15 protein-coding genes are annotated in these 14,346 nt (G+C 61.6%); 5 read left to right on the top strand and 10 right to left on the bottom strand.

Features of this window, described 5'->3' with window-relative positions; translation table 11 throughout:
• Positions 1-12: 12 nt before the first annotated feature.
• From QF045_RS16020 to QF045_RS15995, 6 genes are all read right to left on the bottom strand, one after another.
• Positions 13-678, bottom strand: a complete 666-nt coding sequence (locus QF045_RS16020) for a DUF3313 domain-containing protein (RefSeq protein WP_306493060.1) — start codon at positions 676-678, stop codon at positions 13-15.
• Positions 679-826: 148 nt separating this feature from the next.
• Positions 827-1,147 carry a hypothetical protein gene (locus QF045_RS16015; protein ID WP_306493059.1) on the bottom strand — a complete coding sequence of 107 codons (321 nt, stop codon included), beginning with the start codon at positions 1,145-1,147 and terminating at the stop codon, positions 827-829.
• A 103-nt stretch (positions 1,148-1,250) separates the two neighbouring features.
• Entirely contained in the window at positions 1,251-1,793 is a 543-nt protein-coding gene (idi, locus tag QF045_RS16010; protein WP_306493058.1) for an isopentenyl-diphosphate Delta-isomerase, read from the bottom strand.
• A gap of 79 nt (positions 1,794-1,872) precedes the next feature.
• Positions 1,873-2,670: a trans-aconitate 2-methyltransferase gene (locus tag QF045_RS16005; RefSeq protein WP_306493057.1), complete on the bottom strand. Its 798-nt coding sequence runs from the start codon at positions 2,668-2,670 to the stop codon at positions 1,873-1,875.
• Entirely contained in the window at positions 2,667-3,161 is a 495-nt protein-coding gene (locus QF045_RS16000) for a cytochrome P450 (RefSeq protein ID WP_306493056.1), read from the bottom strand. The genes QF045_RS16005 and QF045_RS16000 overlap by 4 nt, the downstream gene beginning before the upstream one ends.
• On the bottom strand, positions 3,145-4,893 hold the full coding sequence (locus QF045_RS15995; RefSeq protein WP_306493055.1) for a cytochrome: 1,749 nt from the start codon (positions 4,891-4,893) through the stop codon (positions 3,145-3,147). Before QF045_RS15995 ends, QF045_RS16000 begins: the two co-directional genes overlap by 17 nt.
• A 357-nt stretch (positions 4,894-5,250) precedes the next feature.
• Here QF045_RS15995 and QF045_RS15990 point away from each other — a divergent pair, with 357 nt between their 5' ends.
• On the top strand, positions 5,251-5,943 hold the full coding sequence (locus QF045_RS15990; protein WP_306493054.1) for an aspartate/glutamate racemase family protein: 693 nt from the start codon (positions 5,251-5,253) through the stop codon (positions 5,941-5,943).
• On the opposite strand, the gene QF045_RS15985 is transcribed toward QF045_RS15990, so the two are convergent.
• The 3 genes from QF045_RS15985 to QF045_RS15975 all read right to left on the bottom strand — a co-directional run bounded on the left by QF045_RS15985 (position 5,940) and on the right by QF045_RS15975 (position 8,866).
• Positions 5,940-6,452 (bottom strand): GNAT family N-acetyltransferase, encoded by a 513-nt coding sequence (locus tag QF045_RS15985; RefSeq protein WP_306493053.1) that lies wholly within the window; start codon positions 6,450-6,452, stop codon positions 5,940-5,942. The two genes, QF045_RS15990 and QF045_RS15985, sit on opposite strands and share 4 nt — an antisense overlap.
• A gap of 73 nt (positions 6,453-6,525) precedes the next feature.
• On the bottom strand, positions 6,526-7,668 hold the full coding sequence (locus QF045_RS15980) for a glycerate kinase (RefSeq protein ID WP_306493052.1): 1,143 nt from the start codon (positions 7,666-7,668) through the stop codon (positions 6,526-6,528).
• Between the two features lie 91 nt (positions 7,669-7,759).
• Positions 7,760-8,866 carry a sugar diacid recognition domain-containing protein gene (locus tag QF045_RS15975; protein WP_306493051.1) on the bottom strand — a complete coding sequence of 369 codons (1,107 nt, stop codon included), beginning with the start codon at positions 8,864-8,866 and terminating at the stop codon, positions 7,760-7,762.
• 160 nt (positions 8,867-9,026) lie between these two features.
• Between QF045_RS15975 and QF045_RS15970 the strand changes: the two genes are divergently transcribed.
• Positions 9,027-10,337, top strand: coding sequence for an MFS transporter (locus tag QF045_RS15970; protein WP_306493050.1), 1,311 nt, complete (start codon positions 9,027-9,029; stop codon positions 10,335-10,337).
• Positions 10,338-10,397: 60 nt separating this feature from the next.
• Here the strand turns inward: QF045_RS15970 and QF045_RS15965 are convergent, their stop codons facing one another.
• Entirely contained in the window at positions 10,398-11,102 is a 705-nt protein-coding gene (locus tag QF045_RS15965) for an SDR family oxidoreductase (protein ID WP_306493049.1), read from the bottom strand.
• Positions 11,103-11,203: 101 nt separating this feature from the next.
• Between QF045_RS15965 and QF045_RS15960 the strand changes: the two genes are divergently transcribed.
• The 3 genes from QF045_RS15960 (at position 11,204) to rarD (ending at position 14,220) form a co-directional block, all read left to right on the top strand.
• Positions 11,204-12,106 carry a LysR family transcriptional regulator gene (locus QF045_RS15960; RefSeq protein WP_306493048.1) on the top strand — a complete coding sequence of 301 codons (903 nt, stop codon included), beginning with the start codon at positions 11,204-11,206 and terminating at the stop codon, positions 12,104-12,106.
• An 81-nt stretch (positions 12,107-12,187) separates the two neighbouring features.
• The gene (locus QF045_RS15955) at positions 12,188-13,198 is read left to right on the top strand and encodes an aldo/keto reductase (protein ID WP_306493047.1); all 1,011 of its coding nucleotides are present in this window, start codon (positions 12,188-12,190) and stop codon (positions 13,196-13,198) included.
• Positions 13,199-13,338: 140 nt separating this feature from the next.
• The gene (gene rarD, locus QF045_RS15950) at positions 13,339-14,220 is read left to right on the top strand and encodes an EamA family transporter RarD (protein ID WP_306493046.1); all 882 of its coding nucleotides are present in this window, start codon (positions 13,339-13,341) and stop codon (positions 14,218-14,220) included.
• Positions 14,221-14,346: the final 126 nt, after the last annotated feature.

Below are 14,346 nucleotides of genomic sequence, written 5' to 3'. Positions count from 1 at the left end.
GCGCTGTCCTTGCTATCTGAGCTTGAGATAAGACTGATGCAGGTCGGATGCCCATCCATCGATGACGCTTTTCACATCGTCAGCCTTCATCACCTGGGAGTCGTTTGACAACGGTTTTCCTGTGCCTTTGCGCACCACTTCGGCAACCACTTTTCCGTTGGCGCCATCCAGGAACTGCGCCTCCGTGCCCAAGGTGGTTTCCTGGTCGCGAATCCCGGTGCCCGTACTCACTGCCGCCGCGAGGAACGCAACGGGCACATATTCGTATGGCTTGAGGCTTTGGGTTTTACTGCTGACCGCCGTAATCGCCGCGCGCACCACCATCACCCCGGGACCCGGACCATTGGCCAGCGGCAGTGAACGGGCCAGTTCACGCTTGAGCGCCTGGTTGTAATAGTCATTGATGCCGCGCAGGGTGCTGTCTGGAATCCGCGTGGTGGCTTGAGGCTTGGGATAGAACTGCGTGGGCTCAATGTACACGGCGCTGAAGCGGCTCAGGTCGAGTTTGGGATCGACCCAGCGCATCACCTCGACGCCAGAGGGCGACTTGGCTTCCTTGAGTCGGCTGTAGTCCGACAGAAAGCCCGAATACTCGTCCGGTTGCGTGACGTTGCTGGCGCAACCCGCCATGCCGATTGATGCGATGCACAGCGCACTGACCATCAGTCTTGGTTTCATCGGTGTACTCCCTGGCGACCATCATCGTGAGAATGAGCTGTAGGTATAGACAATTCTGGGGAATACACCTGTTTGACGCGGCGCCAGAGAGTTATTCATCGGTACGAGCGCCCATCCAAGGCACTGGCCTGACTGACGACCCCTCGGCTCAGCCCGGGAAAGACCTAACCGCCGAACGATGCACCGCCCGCTTATTAATGTAGGCGCCGTAGTCGATGTACAATTCCTTCGAGTTGGGAAGCTGGCTCTTATCAAGCACAACTTCGATGGGGCGTTTCAGACTGTCTTGATTCAGGGGCACGTAGATGGCAATGCCACTTCCCAGAGGCGTACGTGCAAAAAACACCACTTCTTGACCTGCACCGACGCCAGGAATCGCTGGCGCGGTGATGGTGATTTTGTCACCGTTCTCGGTCACTTCGGCGGCAGGGAGTTGATCGAAGTTAAGAAACTCATACACGTTGGACATTTGGCAATCCTCGTCATGTTAATGGGCCAGGCCTACACAAAGTACGCCTGGCCCCTATTAACGAGGCGAGGATCCGCGCTGTCTACTGTCATAAATAACAGGTTCATACGTGACGTGAAGGTACATCGAACGAAGGGTGTTCCAGTAAAAGACGACCCCACTGCAGTCGAAACCAGGGCGTGAATTGCGCTTGCGGTTCAGCAAGCCGGGCTGATATTTCGTCACGCGTCAGCCACTGGGTGTCGCTGATTTCGTCAGGATCGGGCAAGGCCTCAGCGTCGGATCGAGCCACCAGCACATGACAGAGTTCATGCTCCGCGCCGATCGAGCCAAAGCAGGCGTGGTACTCAAAACTGTACAGCGCGCGACAGGCGGCCCGCACGCCTAATTCCTCGCGCAAGCGCCGAGACGCGGCATCCTGAATAGTTTCCCCGGGTGCCGGATGACTGCAGCAGGCATTGGACCAGTAGCCTGACCAAAGCATTTTACCTGCCGCGCGCCGTTGAAGCAGATGACGCCCGAGACCGTCGATCAAATGCACTGAAAACGCACGATGAAGCTGTCCCGCTCCCAGGTGAGCATTGCGCTTGTCACACACTCCAATTTGTACATCGTGAGAATCTACTAACACTACATCGTTGGCCATTGTGTATGTCCTTGGTTGCCATGATGCGCGTGCCCCGCACGGTGCTCTCGGTGTGCATAGGCGGCGCCGTGCTCCAACGTCAGCGAACCTGCCCCCACGCGCTGACGAAGGTCATCGCGACGTCGGTAAACCCTGGATCGGCACGTAGAAGCGTCATGTCATCCAGGTCTTCCTGTGTGAGCAAGCCCAGTTTGAGCAACGCCGGACCCGCTTGAGCCGTGGTCGCGGCCCAAAAGGCATCGGCGGGGCTGTTATCGCCGATACGACCTTCATGGGAGCGATGCCGTACGTTGGCAAGCCCTCTGTCACGTAATCGATCCGGGAGCGTCGCGGCCCAGAGCATGTCGGACCCAATGGACTGCTTCAGCAGAGTGAGCCCGGCTTGGGCGACTTTTCCAAACAGCGGGTTCGCTGTTTTCAGGCTCGGTTCCAGGCTCACGTCCTCGATCACCAGCCATCCACCGGGGCGCAGCCAGGTAATGGCTCGCATCAAGAGTTCTTCGCGCGCGGGCAGATGACACAACAGCGCACGGGCGTGTACCACGTCAAAGCAGGCGGCCGGAAAATCATCGGTCGCGGCATTATGCTCAAGCACCCGAATACCCGGAATATCGGCCAGGAATCGGGTATCGACATCCGTGGCCGTCACGCTCGCTTCGGGATATCGGCGGCTCAGCCAGCCGGCGAGCGATCCGGCTCCCGCGCCGAGATCGAGGATGGCAGGTTTGTCGGGAAGATCCAGTTGATCGAAAACCGCGTGGCTCAACGGATCGAAGGCACGTTCCAGCGTGCGCAGCCGTTCCAGTTGACCGGCATGCTGGTCAGCCAGATAGCTGCGGGTGTAGTCGGGTTCCTCAGCGCAGACAGTCGCGGTCACAGTACAACCTCCAGTCGATCGGGGCAGCGATTGAGAAAGCCGCGCTCCACGGGCGTAAACCCCGGAGCCCAGCGCACGTTTGGAAAGGCTTGCAGCAGCATGCGAGCGCCTATCGTGATCTCCAGCCGTGCCAGCATGGAACCCAGGCAGAAGTGGCGCCCAGCGCCGAAGGCGAAATGCAGGGTTGCCTGTTCGGCGCGGTGCATATCAAAGGTATCCGGGTCGCTGAACTGGTCCGGATCACGGTTGGCCGAACCAATCAGGCAGGCCAGGGTTGCACCGCCAGGAATGGTTCCCGAGGGCAGCTGCAGCGGCTCACGAGCCTCCCGGAGTACAAGCTGCAAAGGCGGGTTGCGTCGCAGGGTTTCGGCGAGGGCATTATCCATCAGCTCCGGATTGGCGATCACCGCCTCCTTGACGCCAGGTTCGCTCAGCAGGTTGACAATGAGGTTCGCCAGCGCGCCGTGACTGGTTTCACTGCCCGCCGTCATCAGGATTGCGGCAATAAGCCCGGACGAACGTCTCGGACAATGGCTGACCGCCAATCCGTGCCGCCAGCAGCTGCGAGATCAGATCGTCTGCAGGTTCGGCGCGGCGCGCGTCGATGTGTGGCGCAATAAAGTCGTAGAAACTGTCTCGGTTGGATAACCCACCGCTCAGCAGCGCCGGGTCCTGTCGATAGTTGCCCATGTACGCAAAGCCTATGGCGCACCAGCGCTTCAACTGCTCCACCTCTTCGCGAGTTTGAGCCGGCAGCCCCAGTGCGCGCGCCATCACCCGCACCGGCAGCGCCGCGGTGAAATCGGCGATAAGGTCAACCTGCGGTCGGCCCTGCATGCGCGCCAGCAGGTCCGCAGCCACCGAAGTGATGGATGCTTCAAGCGTCGCGAGGGCCTTGCCACGAAACGAAGGGCTGAGCAGTGCTCGGTGCTGGGCGTGTTCACACCCGTCCATGGTGACAATGGTGTGGCCCAGCAGCGGTCCGATCTGCCAACTGTAGTTATTGTTGCTTGCACCCGGATGGGTCAAGGCGGCTTTGACATCCACATGCCGGCTGACCAGCCACACATCGGTTGGCTCGTCGTAAGCGATCGGCAGCGTGGTCCGTAACTGCTCATAAAGCGGGTATGGGTCGATTTCAAACTGCCGGGATTTGAGCGTCGGCGGCGTAAGTTTCAGGTTCACTTGCCCGATGTCCCGCGCCACGGAATCGGCGGCACGCAGGTGATAGCGCGAGACGCTGCGGTGCCAGTCGCCTGCCGCTCGCACAACCTGACGCAGCCGCTCCGGGTCGGTCGCCGCACCCGTTGGGTGACCCGCATGCTCGGCGGCGACCGTGGTGAACTGCGCAACGGCCGTGTTGACCATTTGATGGGCGCAGTCGATCGCGGCCGGCCAATCCATGCCCTCGGTGTGCGCGAGTATCGACACCAGGTTGAAGCGCTCACCACACACCACGTCTTTGGCAATCGAATGGATATCGTTCGTCCAGGCAATGATATCGGCCGCGAGTTCACGCAAGGCGCTCCATGCTTGAACCGCTTGCGCAGGCTCGTACGGGTCGAGCGTTTCGGCCCCGTCGATCAGATCAAAAAAGAACAGTGCGCCGAACGAGTCCCGGCGCAGCGGCAGGTATTCGGCCAAGGTGAGCGCCGTGTCGTTTTCCCGTATGCGCACCAGGGTCGCCTGCGCACGTAAATGCCGGGTCAGATGTCGCACCAGCCTCTCGCGCCAAGCGTCACCGAGCCAACACCGGGTCTGAGGCCAAAGGTCATCAACCAGAACGGCGAGCATCGGGTCGTCGACTGGGCTGCTTTGGCCTGTTGGGGCGACGTCGCCGCTCCCGGTCAAAGTCAGCACTGAGAGGATGAAACGATCCAATGTTCCATTTTCCGCCCAGGGCCCATCATCGATACGGTCATCCAGCGTCAGCGCCCACAGGTACCAGCACACCAGTGTCTCGGCCCGGTGCGTGGGTGCCTTGGCGCATAACGCTATGCCCAGGTCGAGCAGCGCGGTCGTACTCAAACGGTGCGCACCGCGGCGGCCGATCAAGCCGTAGCGCTGCGCCCAGGCAAGGGCATGCGCGCGCAACCGCTCGCTATCGGAACGCAGTGGCGCGTCGGCAAAAGGCAAGTGGATCTCGGGGATAATGAGGGTGAGCGGCGGTGGCTGATCTGTGTGGCGGGAGCCCAGATCGTCTTCGCAGTGTGACGGCGCCATGATGGGCTCCTCTTGAATGAACCTTCAACAGGATCGGACTTTATCGAAAACCAGACCCTCAGGATGTGAGGGTTGTCTGGCCATCGCCGAGCAACAGTTGACCTGGGAGGTAGGCAAAGGTCTATCGCCATTGTGAGCACTAAGGGGTCGATCGCTCGTGGGTGAGATTAGAGATCATCGCACCCTGAATATACTGTCAGTTGTTACAGGTATGAACGAGTCGACTCGGGCTTGCGCGTGCTGATCGGCCATCCGCACTGCGTGAACTGCTCTGGTGAATGAGCGGGCAACTGCGTATGACTAATCCGCTTGCGGTAGGTAAGGTGACATCACATCCCCCCCTGCCCGGAGCATCGCATGCGTACCATCGGCCTTATCGGCGGCATGAGCTGGGAATCCAGCGCCGAGTACTACCGCATCATCAACCAGCAGGTGCGCGACCGGCTCGGCCCGCTGCGTTCGGCGCAACTGTTGATGTACAGCGTGGACTTCGGCCCCGTGGAGCAGGCCCAGCACGCCGGGCGCTGGGACGAAGCCGCGCTGATTCTCGAAGATGCCGCATGCCGCTTGCAGGCCGCCGGTGCCGACTGTGTGGTGCTGTGTACCAACACCATGCATAAGGTGGCGCCGCGTATCGAAGCGGCGGTGACGATCCCATTTCTGCATATCGCCGATGCCGCCGCCGCCGCAGCCCTGGAAGCGGGCACCCTGACCGTAGGGTTGCTCGGTACCGCGTTCACCATGGAACAGGACTTCCTCACGTCCCGTCTGGAGGCACAGGGACTGACCGTGCTGGTGCCGGACGTGGAGGAACGCAAGGACGTGCACCGGGTCATCTATGAGGAGTTGTGCGTAGGGGTGATCAGCGCCGAATCACGCGCAATCTACCGACGGGTAATCGAGTCGCTGGCCGCACGTGGCGCCCGGGCGGTGATTCTCGGTTGTACGGAAATCAGTCTGCTGATCAAGCCCGAGCACAGCGAACTGCCCCTGTTGGACACCACCGAGCTGCATGCGCGGGCTGCGGTGGCATTTGCGCTGGGGGATTAAGCCGGCTTGCGCAGGCGCGCCATGCTCAAGGTGTCGACAAACTCGCCGTCACGCAGGGCGTAATCGCGCAAGCGCCCTTCAACCTCGAAGCCGAATTTGCGGTACAGGTTATGCGCCGCTTCGTTGTCGGCGTACACCGTGAGTTCCACTCGGCGCAGGTTCATCCAGTTGTCGGCCACATCCAGCGCGGCCGTCAGCAATTTCGAACCGACGCCCTTGCCTTGCCAAGCCGTCGCCACCCCCATGCCGAATGACCCCACATGGGCCTGGCGCACGCGCAGGTACTGTTCCAGGCCCAATTGGCCAATCACTTCGCCGCCATGCAGCGCGACCAGTTGCAGTCGGCGCTCGTTGTCCATCACCAGGCGCTTGCGCCACGCTTCGACAGACTGAAAAGGCATTTGCAGAACCTGACGGCATACGGCCGGTTCGTTGTAGAGCGCCGCGACGCCCTCAAGATGGGCCTCGGTGAAACGCTGGATCACGATGGATGGCTCAGGTGGGTGCATCGTATTTCATCCGTTGAAAGACCAGTGGCCGTCCAGTGTAGGGGATTGCGCCATGGGCACAACAGGCTGTCGTTCAAGCCACAGGCCGTGCCAAGCGCCACACCCGCGCAATGTCCGAAGCCCGCTCGCGCAACAAGCGCGGCGCCTCGCGGCAGGCCTCTTCCAGGCTCATTGGCCCGGATGGCAACGCAAACGCGGCATCCACACCGTGTGCGTACATCTGCTCGTAGCCGTCGCCCAGGGTGCCGGCGATCACGATCACTGCAACCTTGTGACGGCGGGCGATGCGCGCCACGCCAAACGGGGTTTTACCGCGCAGCGTCTGGGCGTCGAAGCGGCCTTCGCCAGTGATGACCAGATCGGCGCCGCGCACGGCGGCGTCGAGGCCCACCAGTTCGGCCACCACTTCAACCCCGGCGCGAAACTGTGCGCCGAGGAATGCCTTGGCCGCAAAGCCCAGGCCACCGGCCGCGCCGCTGCCGGGTTCGTCGCGAACGTCCTTGGGCAGCACCTTGGCGCAATGGTCGGCAAAATGCCCAAGCGCCGCATCCAGCTGTTGAACCTGCGCGGGACTGGCGCCTTTTTGCGGGCCGAAGATCGCCGAGGCACCATGGGCACCGCACAGCGGGTTGTTCACATCCGCCGCGATCTCGAAGCTGACCTGCGCCAGCCGTGGGTCAAGGTTCCCCAGACTGATACGCGCCAAGCCGCCGAGCGCCAAACCACCGGGGGCCAGGGGCTGGTCTTGGGCATCGAACCATTGCACCCCGAGCGCTTGCAGTGCGCCGGCGCCGCCATCGTTGGTGGCGCTGCCGCCAATCGCCAGGATAATACGCCGGGCGCCCTGATCCAGCGCGGCGCGGATCAGCTCGCCAGTACCAAACGTACTGCTGGCGCAGGCATCGCGCTGCCCCGGCGCGACCAACTGCAGGCCGCTGGCCTCGGCCATTTCGATGATTGCGGTGTGGCTGTCGGCCAACCACCCCCAATGCGCCTGCACCCTGCCTTCCAGCGGCCCCTGCACCGTTTGGCTGCGCAACTGGCCGTTGCACGCAGCGAGCACCGCCTCGACTGTGCCTTCACCGCCGTCCGCCATCGGACATTGCACCAACTGCGCGTCAGGCCAGACCTGGGCCAGCCCTTGCGCAATGGCCTGGGCGACCCCTGCGGCACTCAGGCTGTCCTTGAACGAGTCGGGGGCGATGATGATTTTCATGGGCGTTCTCCGGTTTTTATAACGCCCATGCTGCCAGTTGGCACCGCTGATGACGCCGGTCCGATGCACAAGTGCGGGTGAGGTTTATTGTTCATTTTGACAAAGCCTGGGGCAACAATTGCACGCCCAGGTACAACGCCAGCATGCCGTCCAAGGTCAGCGGGTCGACGCCGCTCAACTCGGCGATCCTTTCCATGCGGTAGCGCAGGCTGTTGCGATGAATCCCCAGTGCATCGGCACAGGCCTGGCTTTGCCCATCGTGCTCGCACCAGCTGCGCAGCGTGGCCAGCAGTTGGCCGTTGCTGTCCTTGGCGAGGACTTTGCGCAACGGGTTGAGCAATTCATCCAGGGCATCGTCGTTGCGGTGGCGCCAGAGCATGACCGGCAGACGATAGCGATTGAGGATCAACAGCCGCGAGTGCGGCAGGATATCGCGACCGTAGGCCAGCAAATCACTGACGCGCCGGTAGCAACGACGCAACCCGGCCAACCCGTCCGCCTGCCCACCCACGGCGACCCGCAAGATATTCCAACCTAGGCCATCGAGCTTTTCCAGCAGGCGCAGGTTTTCGACCTGCACGGACGTCGGGCGACACCACAGCAGGGACAACTGCGCTGAACTCACGCACCAGCTGTCCGGATAACGCAACGTGAGCCAGGCGCTCAAGGCTTCGGCCGACTGCCCCACGCCCAGCTCGAACAGATAAGGCGTACGCGCCAGTTGCGGCTTGAGGCCCAGTTGTTGCGCTTCGTCGACGAGGCGCGGCGAGTCACCGGTATCGGCCAACAGCAGTGCCAGCAGGTCGTCGCAGCGCTGGCGCCGCCACTGCTGCTCGGCTTGCTGATGCCGCTGGCTGACGAGCATCTCGGCGGTCATGCGCACCAGTTCGGCGTAGGTACGCAGGCCTTCTGGCTCGCCGGTGATACCCAGTACACCGATCAGGCGCTGATCATGCATCAGCGGCAGGTTGATGCCTGGCAGCACCCCCTTGAGGTGTTTGGCGGTCTGCCCATCGATTTCCACCACGCGCCCGTTCGCCAGCACCAGTTGGGCGCCTTCGTGCCGGGTGTTGATGCGCTCTGGCTCGCCGCTGCCGAGGATCAGGCCCTGGCTGTCCATGACGTTGACGTTGTAGGGCAGGATCGCCATGGTGCGATCAACGATATCCTGTGCCAACTCATGATCCAGCTCGAACATGGCGCGCTTTTCCTTCAAAGACAGTTGGTCACCGGCACAGCGCAAAGCGGGCTTGGCTGTGCGCGAGCACAAAGACAGTCGCCCATCGCGTCACCGAGACTGTTTGGGCGATCAACGTTACCCTCGCATCGCGAAAAATCATAATAAAGAGAGACTCCCCATGTCACAGAGCGCCGCTGCAGCACTGGCCACCGATGACGATAAAAACGCCATCTACAAGCGCGTTACCCTGCGCTTGATCCCCTTCATCTTTATCTGCTACCTGTTCAACTACCTTGACCGGGTGAACGTTGGCTTTGCCAAGTTGCAGATGCTCGACGCGTTGAAATTCAGTGAAACCGTATACGGCCTCGGTGCCGGGATTTTCTTTATCGGCTACGTGCTGTGTGGCGTGCCGAGCAACCTGGCACTGACCCGGTTCGGGCCAAGACGCTGGATTGCGCTGATGATGATTGTGTGGGGCACTTTGTCCACATGCCTGCTGTTCGTGACCACGCCGACGCATTTCTACACCTTGCGCCTGTTTACTGGTGCTGCCGAGGCGGGTTTCTTTCCCGGTGTGGTGCTGTACCTCTCGCAGTGGTTCCCGACGTTTCGCCGGGGCCGGATCATGGCGCTGTTCATGTCGGCAATTCCGGTCTCCGGTTTGCTCGGCAGCCCGTTTTCCGGCTGGATTCTCAACCACTTTGCGGCAGGTCAGGGTGGCCTCGCCGGCTGGCAGTGGATGTTTCTGCTGCAAGGCATCCCCACCGTGATCCTCGGCGCCCTCGCCTACTTCCTGCTCAGCGACAGTTTCGCCAACGCCAAGTGGCTCAAGCCCCACGAACGCGCGGTGCTGGAAGCTGACCAGGCCACCGACCTTGCGAACAAGCCGAAAACCACCACTGACTCCCTGGCCGAGGTGTTCAAGAACCCGGCAATCTGGGCGTTCGGCCTGATCTACTTCTGCATCCAGAGCGGCGTCTACGCGATCAATTTCTGGTTGCCGTCGATCATCAAGAGCCTGGGTTTCAGCGATAACCTGGTGATCGGCTGGCTCAGTGCGATCCCGTACCTGCTGGCCGCGGTGTTCATGTTGCTGGTGGGCCGCTCCGCGGACTTGCGCAAGGAGCGACGCTGGCACCTGGTGGTACCGATGCTGATGGGCGCAATTGGCTTGGTCATCGCGGTGAATTTCGCCACCACCCCAGCGATCGCCATTCTCGGCCTGACCATCGCCACCATGGGCGCCCTCACCGGCCTGCCGATGTTCTGGCCGGTGCCCACCGCCATGCTCAGCGCGGGCGCAGCGGCTGGCGGCCTGGCCTTGATCAACTCCATGGGCCAGATGGCCGGGTTTCTCAGCCCGTACATTGTCGGGTTCGTGAAGGACGCGACGGGGTCCACCGATGTGGCGCTGTACCTGCTGGCGGCGGTTATCGTCGCCGGCAGTGTGCTGGCGTTGCGGATGACGCGCACCTTGAAGGTATAACTTCCCGCAGGTGCGCGGGCTGGCTGTAGGGAGGGGCTCCCTCCCTACAGCTGGGTGGCGTTACAACAGCCCACCGCCGTCGATATCGATCACGGCGCCGGTCATATAGCCGTTCTCCATCGCCAGCACATACCCCGCCGCCACTTCCTGCGCCTGCCCGACGCGCCCAACCGGCAACGCTGCGCCCGCCTTGGCAAACATCGCCAGGCGTTGCTCTTCGCCAAGCCCCGCGTAGGCCGGTGTGTCGATCACGCCAGGGCTGATCACGTTGACGCGGCGCGGCGCCAGTTCCTTGGCCAACTGCTTGCCCAGCGCCTCGGTGGCGGCATTGATGCCAATCTTGATGAATTGCCCCGGCACCAATTTGCGCCCCAACTGGCCGGAGGTCAGGCTGATGCTGCCGCGCTCATGCAGAAACGGCAGTGCCTGCTGAATCGTGCGCAACGCGCCCCAGAGTTTTACGTTGAAGTTGGCTTGGGCGTCGTCCAGATCGGTGTCGACCAAGGTCTTGGCATTGACCGAAGGGCCCGACGTATAGACCAGGTGATCAAAGCGCCCCACGGTTTCGAACAGGCGCTGCAACGAGGCGCTGTCGCTGACATCCACCGGTTCGCTGCGAATGCCGTCGTGCAGCGCGGACGTCAGGCGGCGCCCCGCTACCACCACATTTGCACCCCGTTCGGCTGCCGCCTTGGCGACGGCTGCGCCGATGCCGCTGCTGCCACCGATCACGATAATGGTTTTGCCGTTTAGAGAGCTCGTCATGGAAACATGCCTTGGATGAGTAATTGAGCGTTCATCTTCCACACTTGGTAATCGGAGAAAAATCCCGGTAAAACGACAAGATCTTTAAAGGAATTTTACAAATGACCTCGATCGTCGACCTTGAAGTGTTCGTGCGCACCGCCGATACGGGCAGCCTGTCTGGCGCGGCACGCGGGCTTGGCTTGACCCCGGCCGCCGCGAGTATCGCCCTCAAGCGCCTGGAAACCCGCCTCGGCCTGCGCTTGTTCGCCCGGTCCACCCGCAGCATGCGGCTGACGGAGGAAGGCCGGCGTTATCTGGACAGCGTGCGCGTTGCGCTGGCGGCATTGAACGAGGGCGAGCAGGCGCTCAAGCAGCAAACCCAGGGCCTCACCGGTTTGCTGCAAGTGGCGGCACCCTCGGATTTCGGGCGCAATGTGGTGCTGGGCTGGCTGGACGCATTCAAGGCCGAACACCCGAACATCCGCCTGCAATTGATGCTCAACGACAGCAACGCCGATCTGTTTCGGGACACGGTCGACATTGCTTTGCGTTTTGGCGTGCCCCGGGACTCCAGCCTGGTCGCCCTGCCCATCGCCCCGGACCACCATCGCGTCGCCTGTGCAAGCCCCGCCTACCTGTCGCGTCACGGCACGCCGCAACACCCCGCGCAACTCTCAGCACACAGCGCGTTGCGTTACATGCGCCAAGGCCAAGTCAGCAAAACCTGGCGCTTTTGCCAGGGTGCGCACGTTGAAGAGGTCGAGGTCAGCGGTGACTTTCTCAGTGATGACGGCGAAGTCGTGCGGCGCTGGGCATTGGCCGGACACGGCATCGCCTACAAGGCCAGACTCGATGTGGTCGGCGACCTCGCCGCTGGCCGACTGGTAGCGTTGTTTGAGGGGTGGCAAGGCGAACCGGCGCCGTTCAACCTGATGTGCCCCCATCGCCTGCAGGTATCGGAACGGGTGAAGGTACTGCAACGTTTTTTACAGGAGCGCTGCCAGACGCTGCTGAATCTATGAAGAAACACGCACAGGGCTTGTTCCAGAGCGTTTGTGTCTGGTATTGCATGACACACGTTTGCCTGCCACGAGGAGCTTTGCATGATTTACCGCACACTGGGCCAGTCTGGGTTGAAGGTCAGCGCACTGACGCTGGGCACCATGATGTTTGGCGAACAAACCAGCACCGAAGACTCGCTGCGCATCATTGATAAAGCCTGGGACCAGGGCATCAACTTTATCGACACCGCCGACATCTACACCGGCGGGCGCTCGGAGGAAATCGTCGGCGAGGCCATTGCGCGCAACCGCCAGGACTGGGTAGTGGCGTCCAAGGTCGGACTCGGGCCGGCGGACGGCCTGCCCAACCGCAATGGGCTGAGCCGTAAGCGGCTGTTCAACGCGCTGGATGCCAGCCTGTCTCGCTTGGACACCGACTACCTGGACATCTACTACCTGCATCGCGAGGACCACGACACGCCACTGGAAGTCACGGTATCGGCGATCGGTGACCTGATTCGTCAAGGCAAAGTGCGCTACTGGGGGTTGTCCAACTATCGTGGCTGGCGTATCGCCGAGGTCGTGCGTGTGGCTGAGCGCCTGGGCGTTGACAGGCCCATCATCAGCCAGCCGTTGTACAACATCGTCAATCGTCAGGCCGAGGTCGAGCAAATCACCGCCGCTGCCGCCTATGGCCTGGGCGTGGTGCCTTACAGCCCGTTGGCCCGTGGCGTGCTCAGCGGCAAGTACGCCCCCGACGTCACGCCAGAACCTGGAAGCCGCGCGGCACGCCAGGACAGACGCATTCTGGAGACCGAATGGCGGGTGGAATCGCTGCGCATTGCCCAGCAGATCCAGCAATACACTCAGGGCCGTGGCGTGGGGATGGTTGAATTCGCGATAGCGTGGGTGCTGAACAACGCGGCAGTAAGTTCGGCGATTGTTGGCCCACGCACCGAGGCGCAGTGGGATGCGTATACCGGGGCATTGGCTATAGAGATCACTGCGCAGGACGAGGCGTTCGTAGACTCCCTGGTAACGCAGGGGCATTCTTCCACACCGGGCTTTAATGACGTAGGGCATTTCGTATCGGGCCGGATGTCGCGCTCATAGAGGGCCCGGCTCCCAAAGTAATCGGTGTAAACCGACCATTTTGAGCCATTTACCGTCTCTCGCCCCAAAACAGCGCACCTCTGACGCCAAAAGCACCATAATCCCATTGTTTATCTTCAATTGGCTTTCGCGAGGACAGCGTGTCTAAAGGTGTTGTGTTATCGGTATTGGCCTCGGTGTTGTTTGCCGTGATGTATTACTTCACGTCTCTGCTCACACCGCTGAGTGGCCTGGAAATTTTCGGCTGGCGCATGTTGCTGACCGTGCCCTGCATGACTGTGTTCATGGCGGTCAGCGGCGAATGGCGGCGAGTGTGGGAATTGCTGCGGATGCTGGCGGCCAATCCGCGCGTGATCGGTGGCGTGCTGCTGTCGTCTGCTTTGCTCGGCGTGCAGTTATGGCTGTTTATGTGGGCGCCGCTGAACGGGCGCAGCCTGGATGTGTCGGTGGGGTATTTCCTGTTGCCGCTGACCATGGTGCTGACCGGACGCCTGGTCTATGGCGATCGGTTGTCGCGCTTGCAGCAGATCGCCGTGGTATTTGCCGCGCTGGGCGTACTCAACGAGTTGTACCAGGCCGGCGGTTTTTCCTGGGCGACATTGGTGGTGATCATCGGTTACCCGGTGTATTTCGTCGTACGTAAGTATCTGGGCACCGACCATCTGGGCGGCCTGTGGCTGGACATGGCGTTGATGTTGCCGGTGGCCTGGTGGTTTGTGCAAAGCGGCGAACAGGGCTTTGCGGTACTGGATGCGCAACCTAGGCTCTACGCATTGATTCCCATGCTGGGCGTGATCAGTGCTTCGGCGCTGGTGAGCTATATCATCGCCAGCCGGTTGCTGGCCTTCAGCCTGTTCGGGCTGCTCAGTTATGTGGAGCCGGTGTTGTTGCTGGCCGTGGCGCTACTGCTGGGTGAGGGCATCAAGGGCGGACAATGGCTGACCTATATCCCGATCTGGCTGGCGGTGATGGTGCTGGTGTATGAAGGGTTCAAGCACTTGGTGCGTCAGCGCAAGGGCTGAATCGGTCAAAAATGTGGGAGGGGGCTTGCTCCCGATAAGGCAATGTCAGTCAGCGCATATGTGACTGAGCCACCGCCATCGGGAGCAAGCCCCCTCCCACATTTGATCGCTGTTGTGTCAGGGATT

The sequence above is a fragment of the Pseudomonas sp. W4I3 genome, assembly GCF_030816195.1.
Lineage (GTDB): Bacteria > Pseudomonadota > Gammaproteobacteria > Pseudomonadales > Pseudomonadaceae > Aquipseudomonas.
This window is presented reverse-complemented; position numbering and strand designations above follow the sequence as displayed.

What these genes read in the sequence shown, in the direction of transcription:
- QF045_RS16020 (WP_306493060.1), bottom strand. Translation starts at nt 678, where the DNA reads ATGAAACCAAGACTGATGGTCAGTGCGCTGTGCATCGCATCAATCGGC.
- QF045_RS16015 (WP_306493059.1), bottom strand. Translation starts at nt 1,147, where the DNA reads ATGTCCAACGTGTATGAGTTTCTTAACTTCGATCAACTCCCTGCCGCC.
- idi (WP_306493058.1), bottom strand. Translation starts at nt 1,793, where the DNA reads ATGGCCAACGATGTAGTGTTAGTAGATTCTCACGATGTACAAATTGGA.
- QF045_RS16000 (WP_306493056.1), bottom strand. Translation starts at nt 3,161, where the DNA reads ATGACGGCGGGCAGTGAAACCAGTCACGGCGCGCTGGCGAACCTCATT.
- QF045_RS15995 (WP_306493055.1), bottom strand. Translation starts at nt 4,893, where the DNA reads ATGGCGCCGTCACACTGCGAAGACGATCTGGGCTCCCGCCACACAGAT.
- QF045_RS15990 (WP_306493054.1), top strand. Translation starts at nt 5,251, where the DNA reads ATGCGTACCATCGGCCTTATCGGCGGCATGAGCTGGGAATCCAGCGCC.
- QF045_RS15985 (WP_306493053.1), bottom strand. Translation starts at nt 6,452, where the DNA reads ATGCACCCACCTGAGCCATCCATCGTGATCCAGCGTTTCACCGAGGCC.
- QF045_RS15980 (WP_306493052.1), bottom strand. Translation starts at nt 7,668, where the DNA reads ATGAAAATCATCATCGCCCCCGACTCGTTCAAGGACAGCCTGAGTGCC.
- QF045_RS15975 (WP_306493051.1), bottom strand. Translation starts at nt 8,866, where the DNA reads ATGTTCGAGCTGGATCATGAGTTGGCACAGGATATCGTTGATCGCACC.
- QF045_RS15970 (WP_306493050.1), top strand. Translation starts at nt 9,027, where the DNA reads ATGTCACAGAGCGCCGCTGCAGCACTGGCCACCGATGACGATAAAAAC.
- QF045_RS15965 (WP_306493049.1), bottom strand. Translation starts at nt 11,102, where the DNA reads ATGACGAGCTCTCTAAACGGCAAAACCATTATCGTGATCGGTGGCAGC.
- QF045_RS15960 (WP_306493048.1), top strand. Translation starts at nt 11,204, where the DNA reads ATGACCTCGATCGTCGACCTTGAAGTGTTCGTGCGCACCGCCGATACG.
- QF045_RS15955 (WP_306493047.1), top strand. Translation starts at nt 12,188, where the DNA reads ATGATTTACCGCACACTGGGCCAGTCTGGGTTGAAGGTCAGCGCACTG.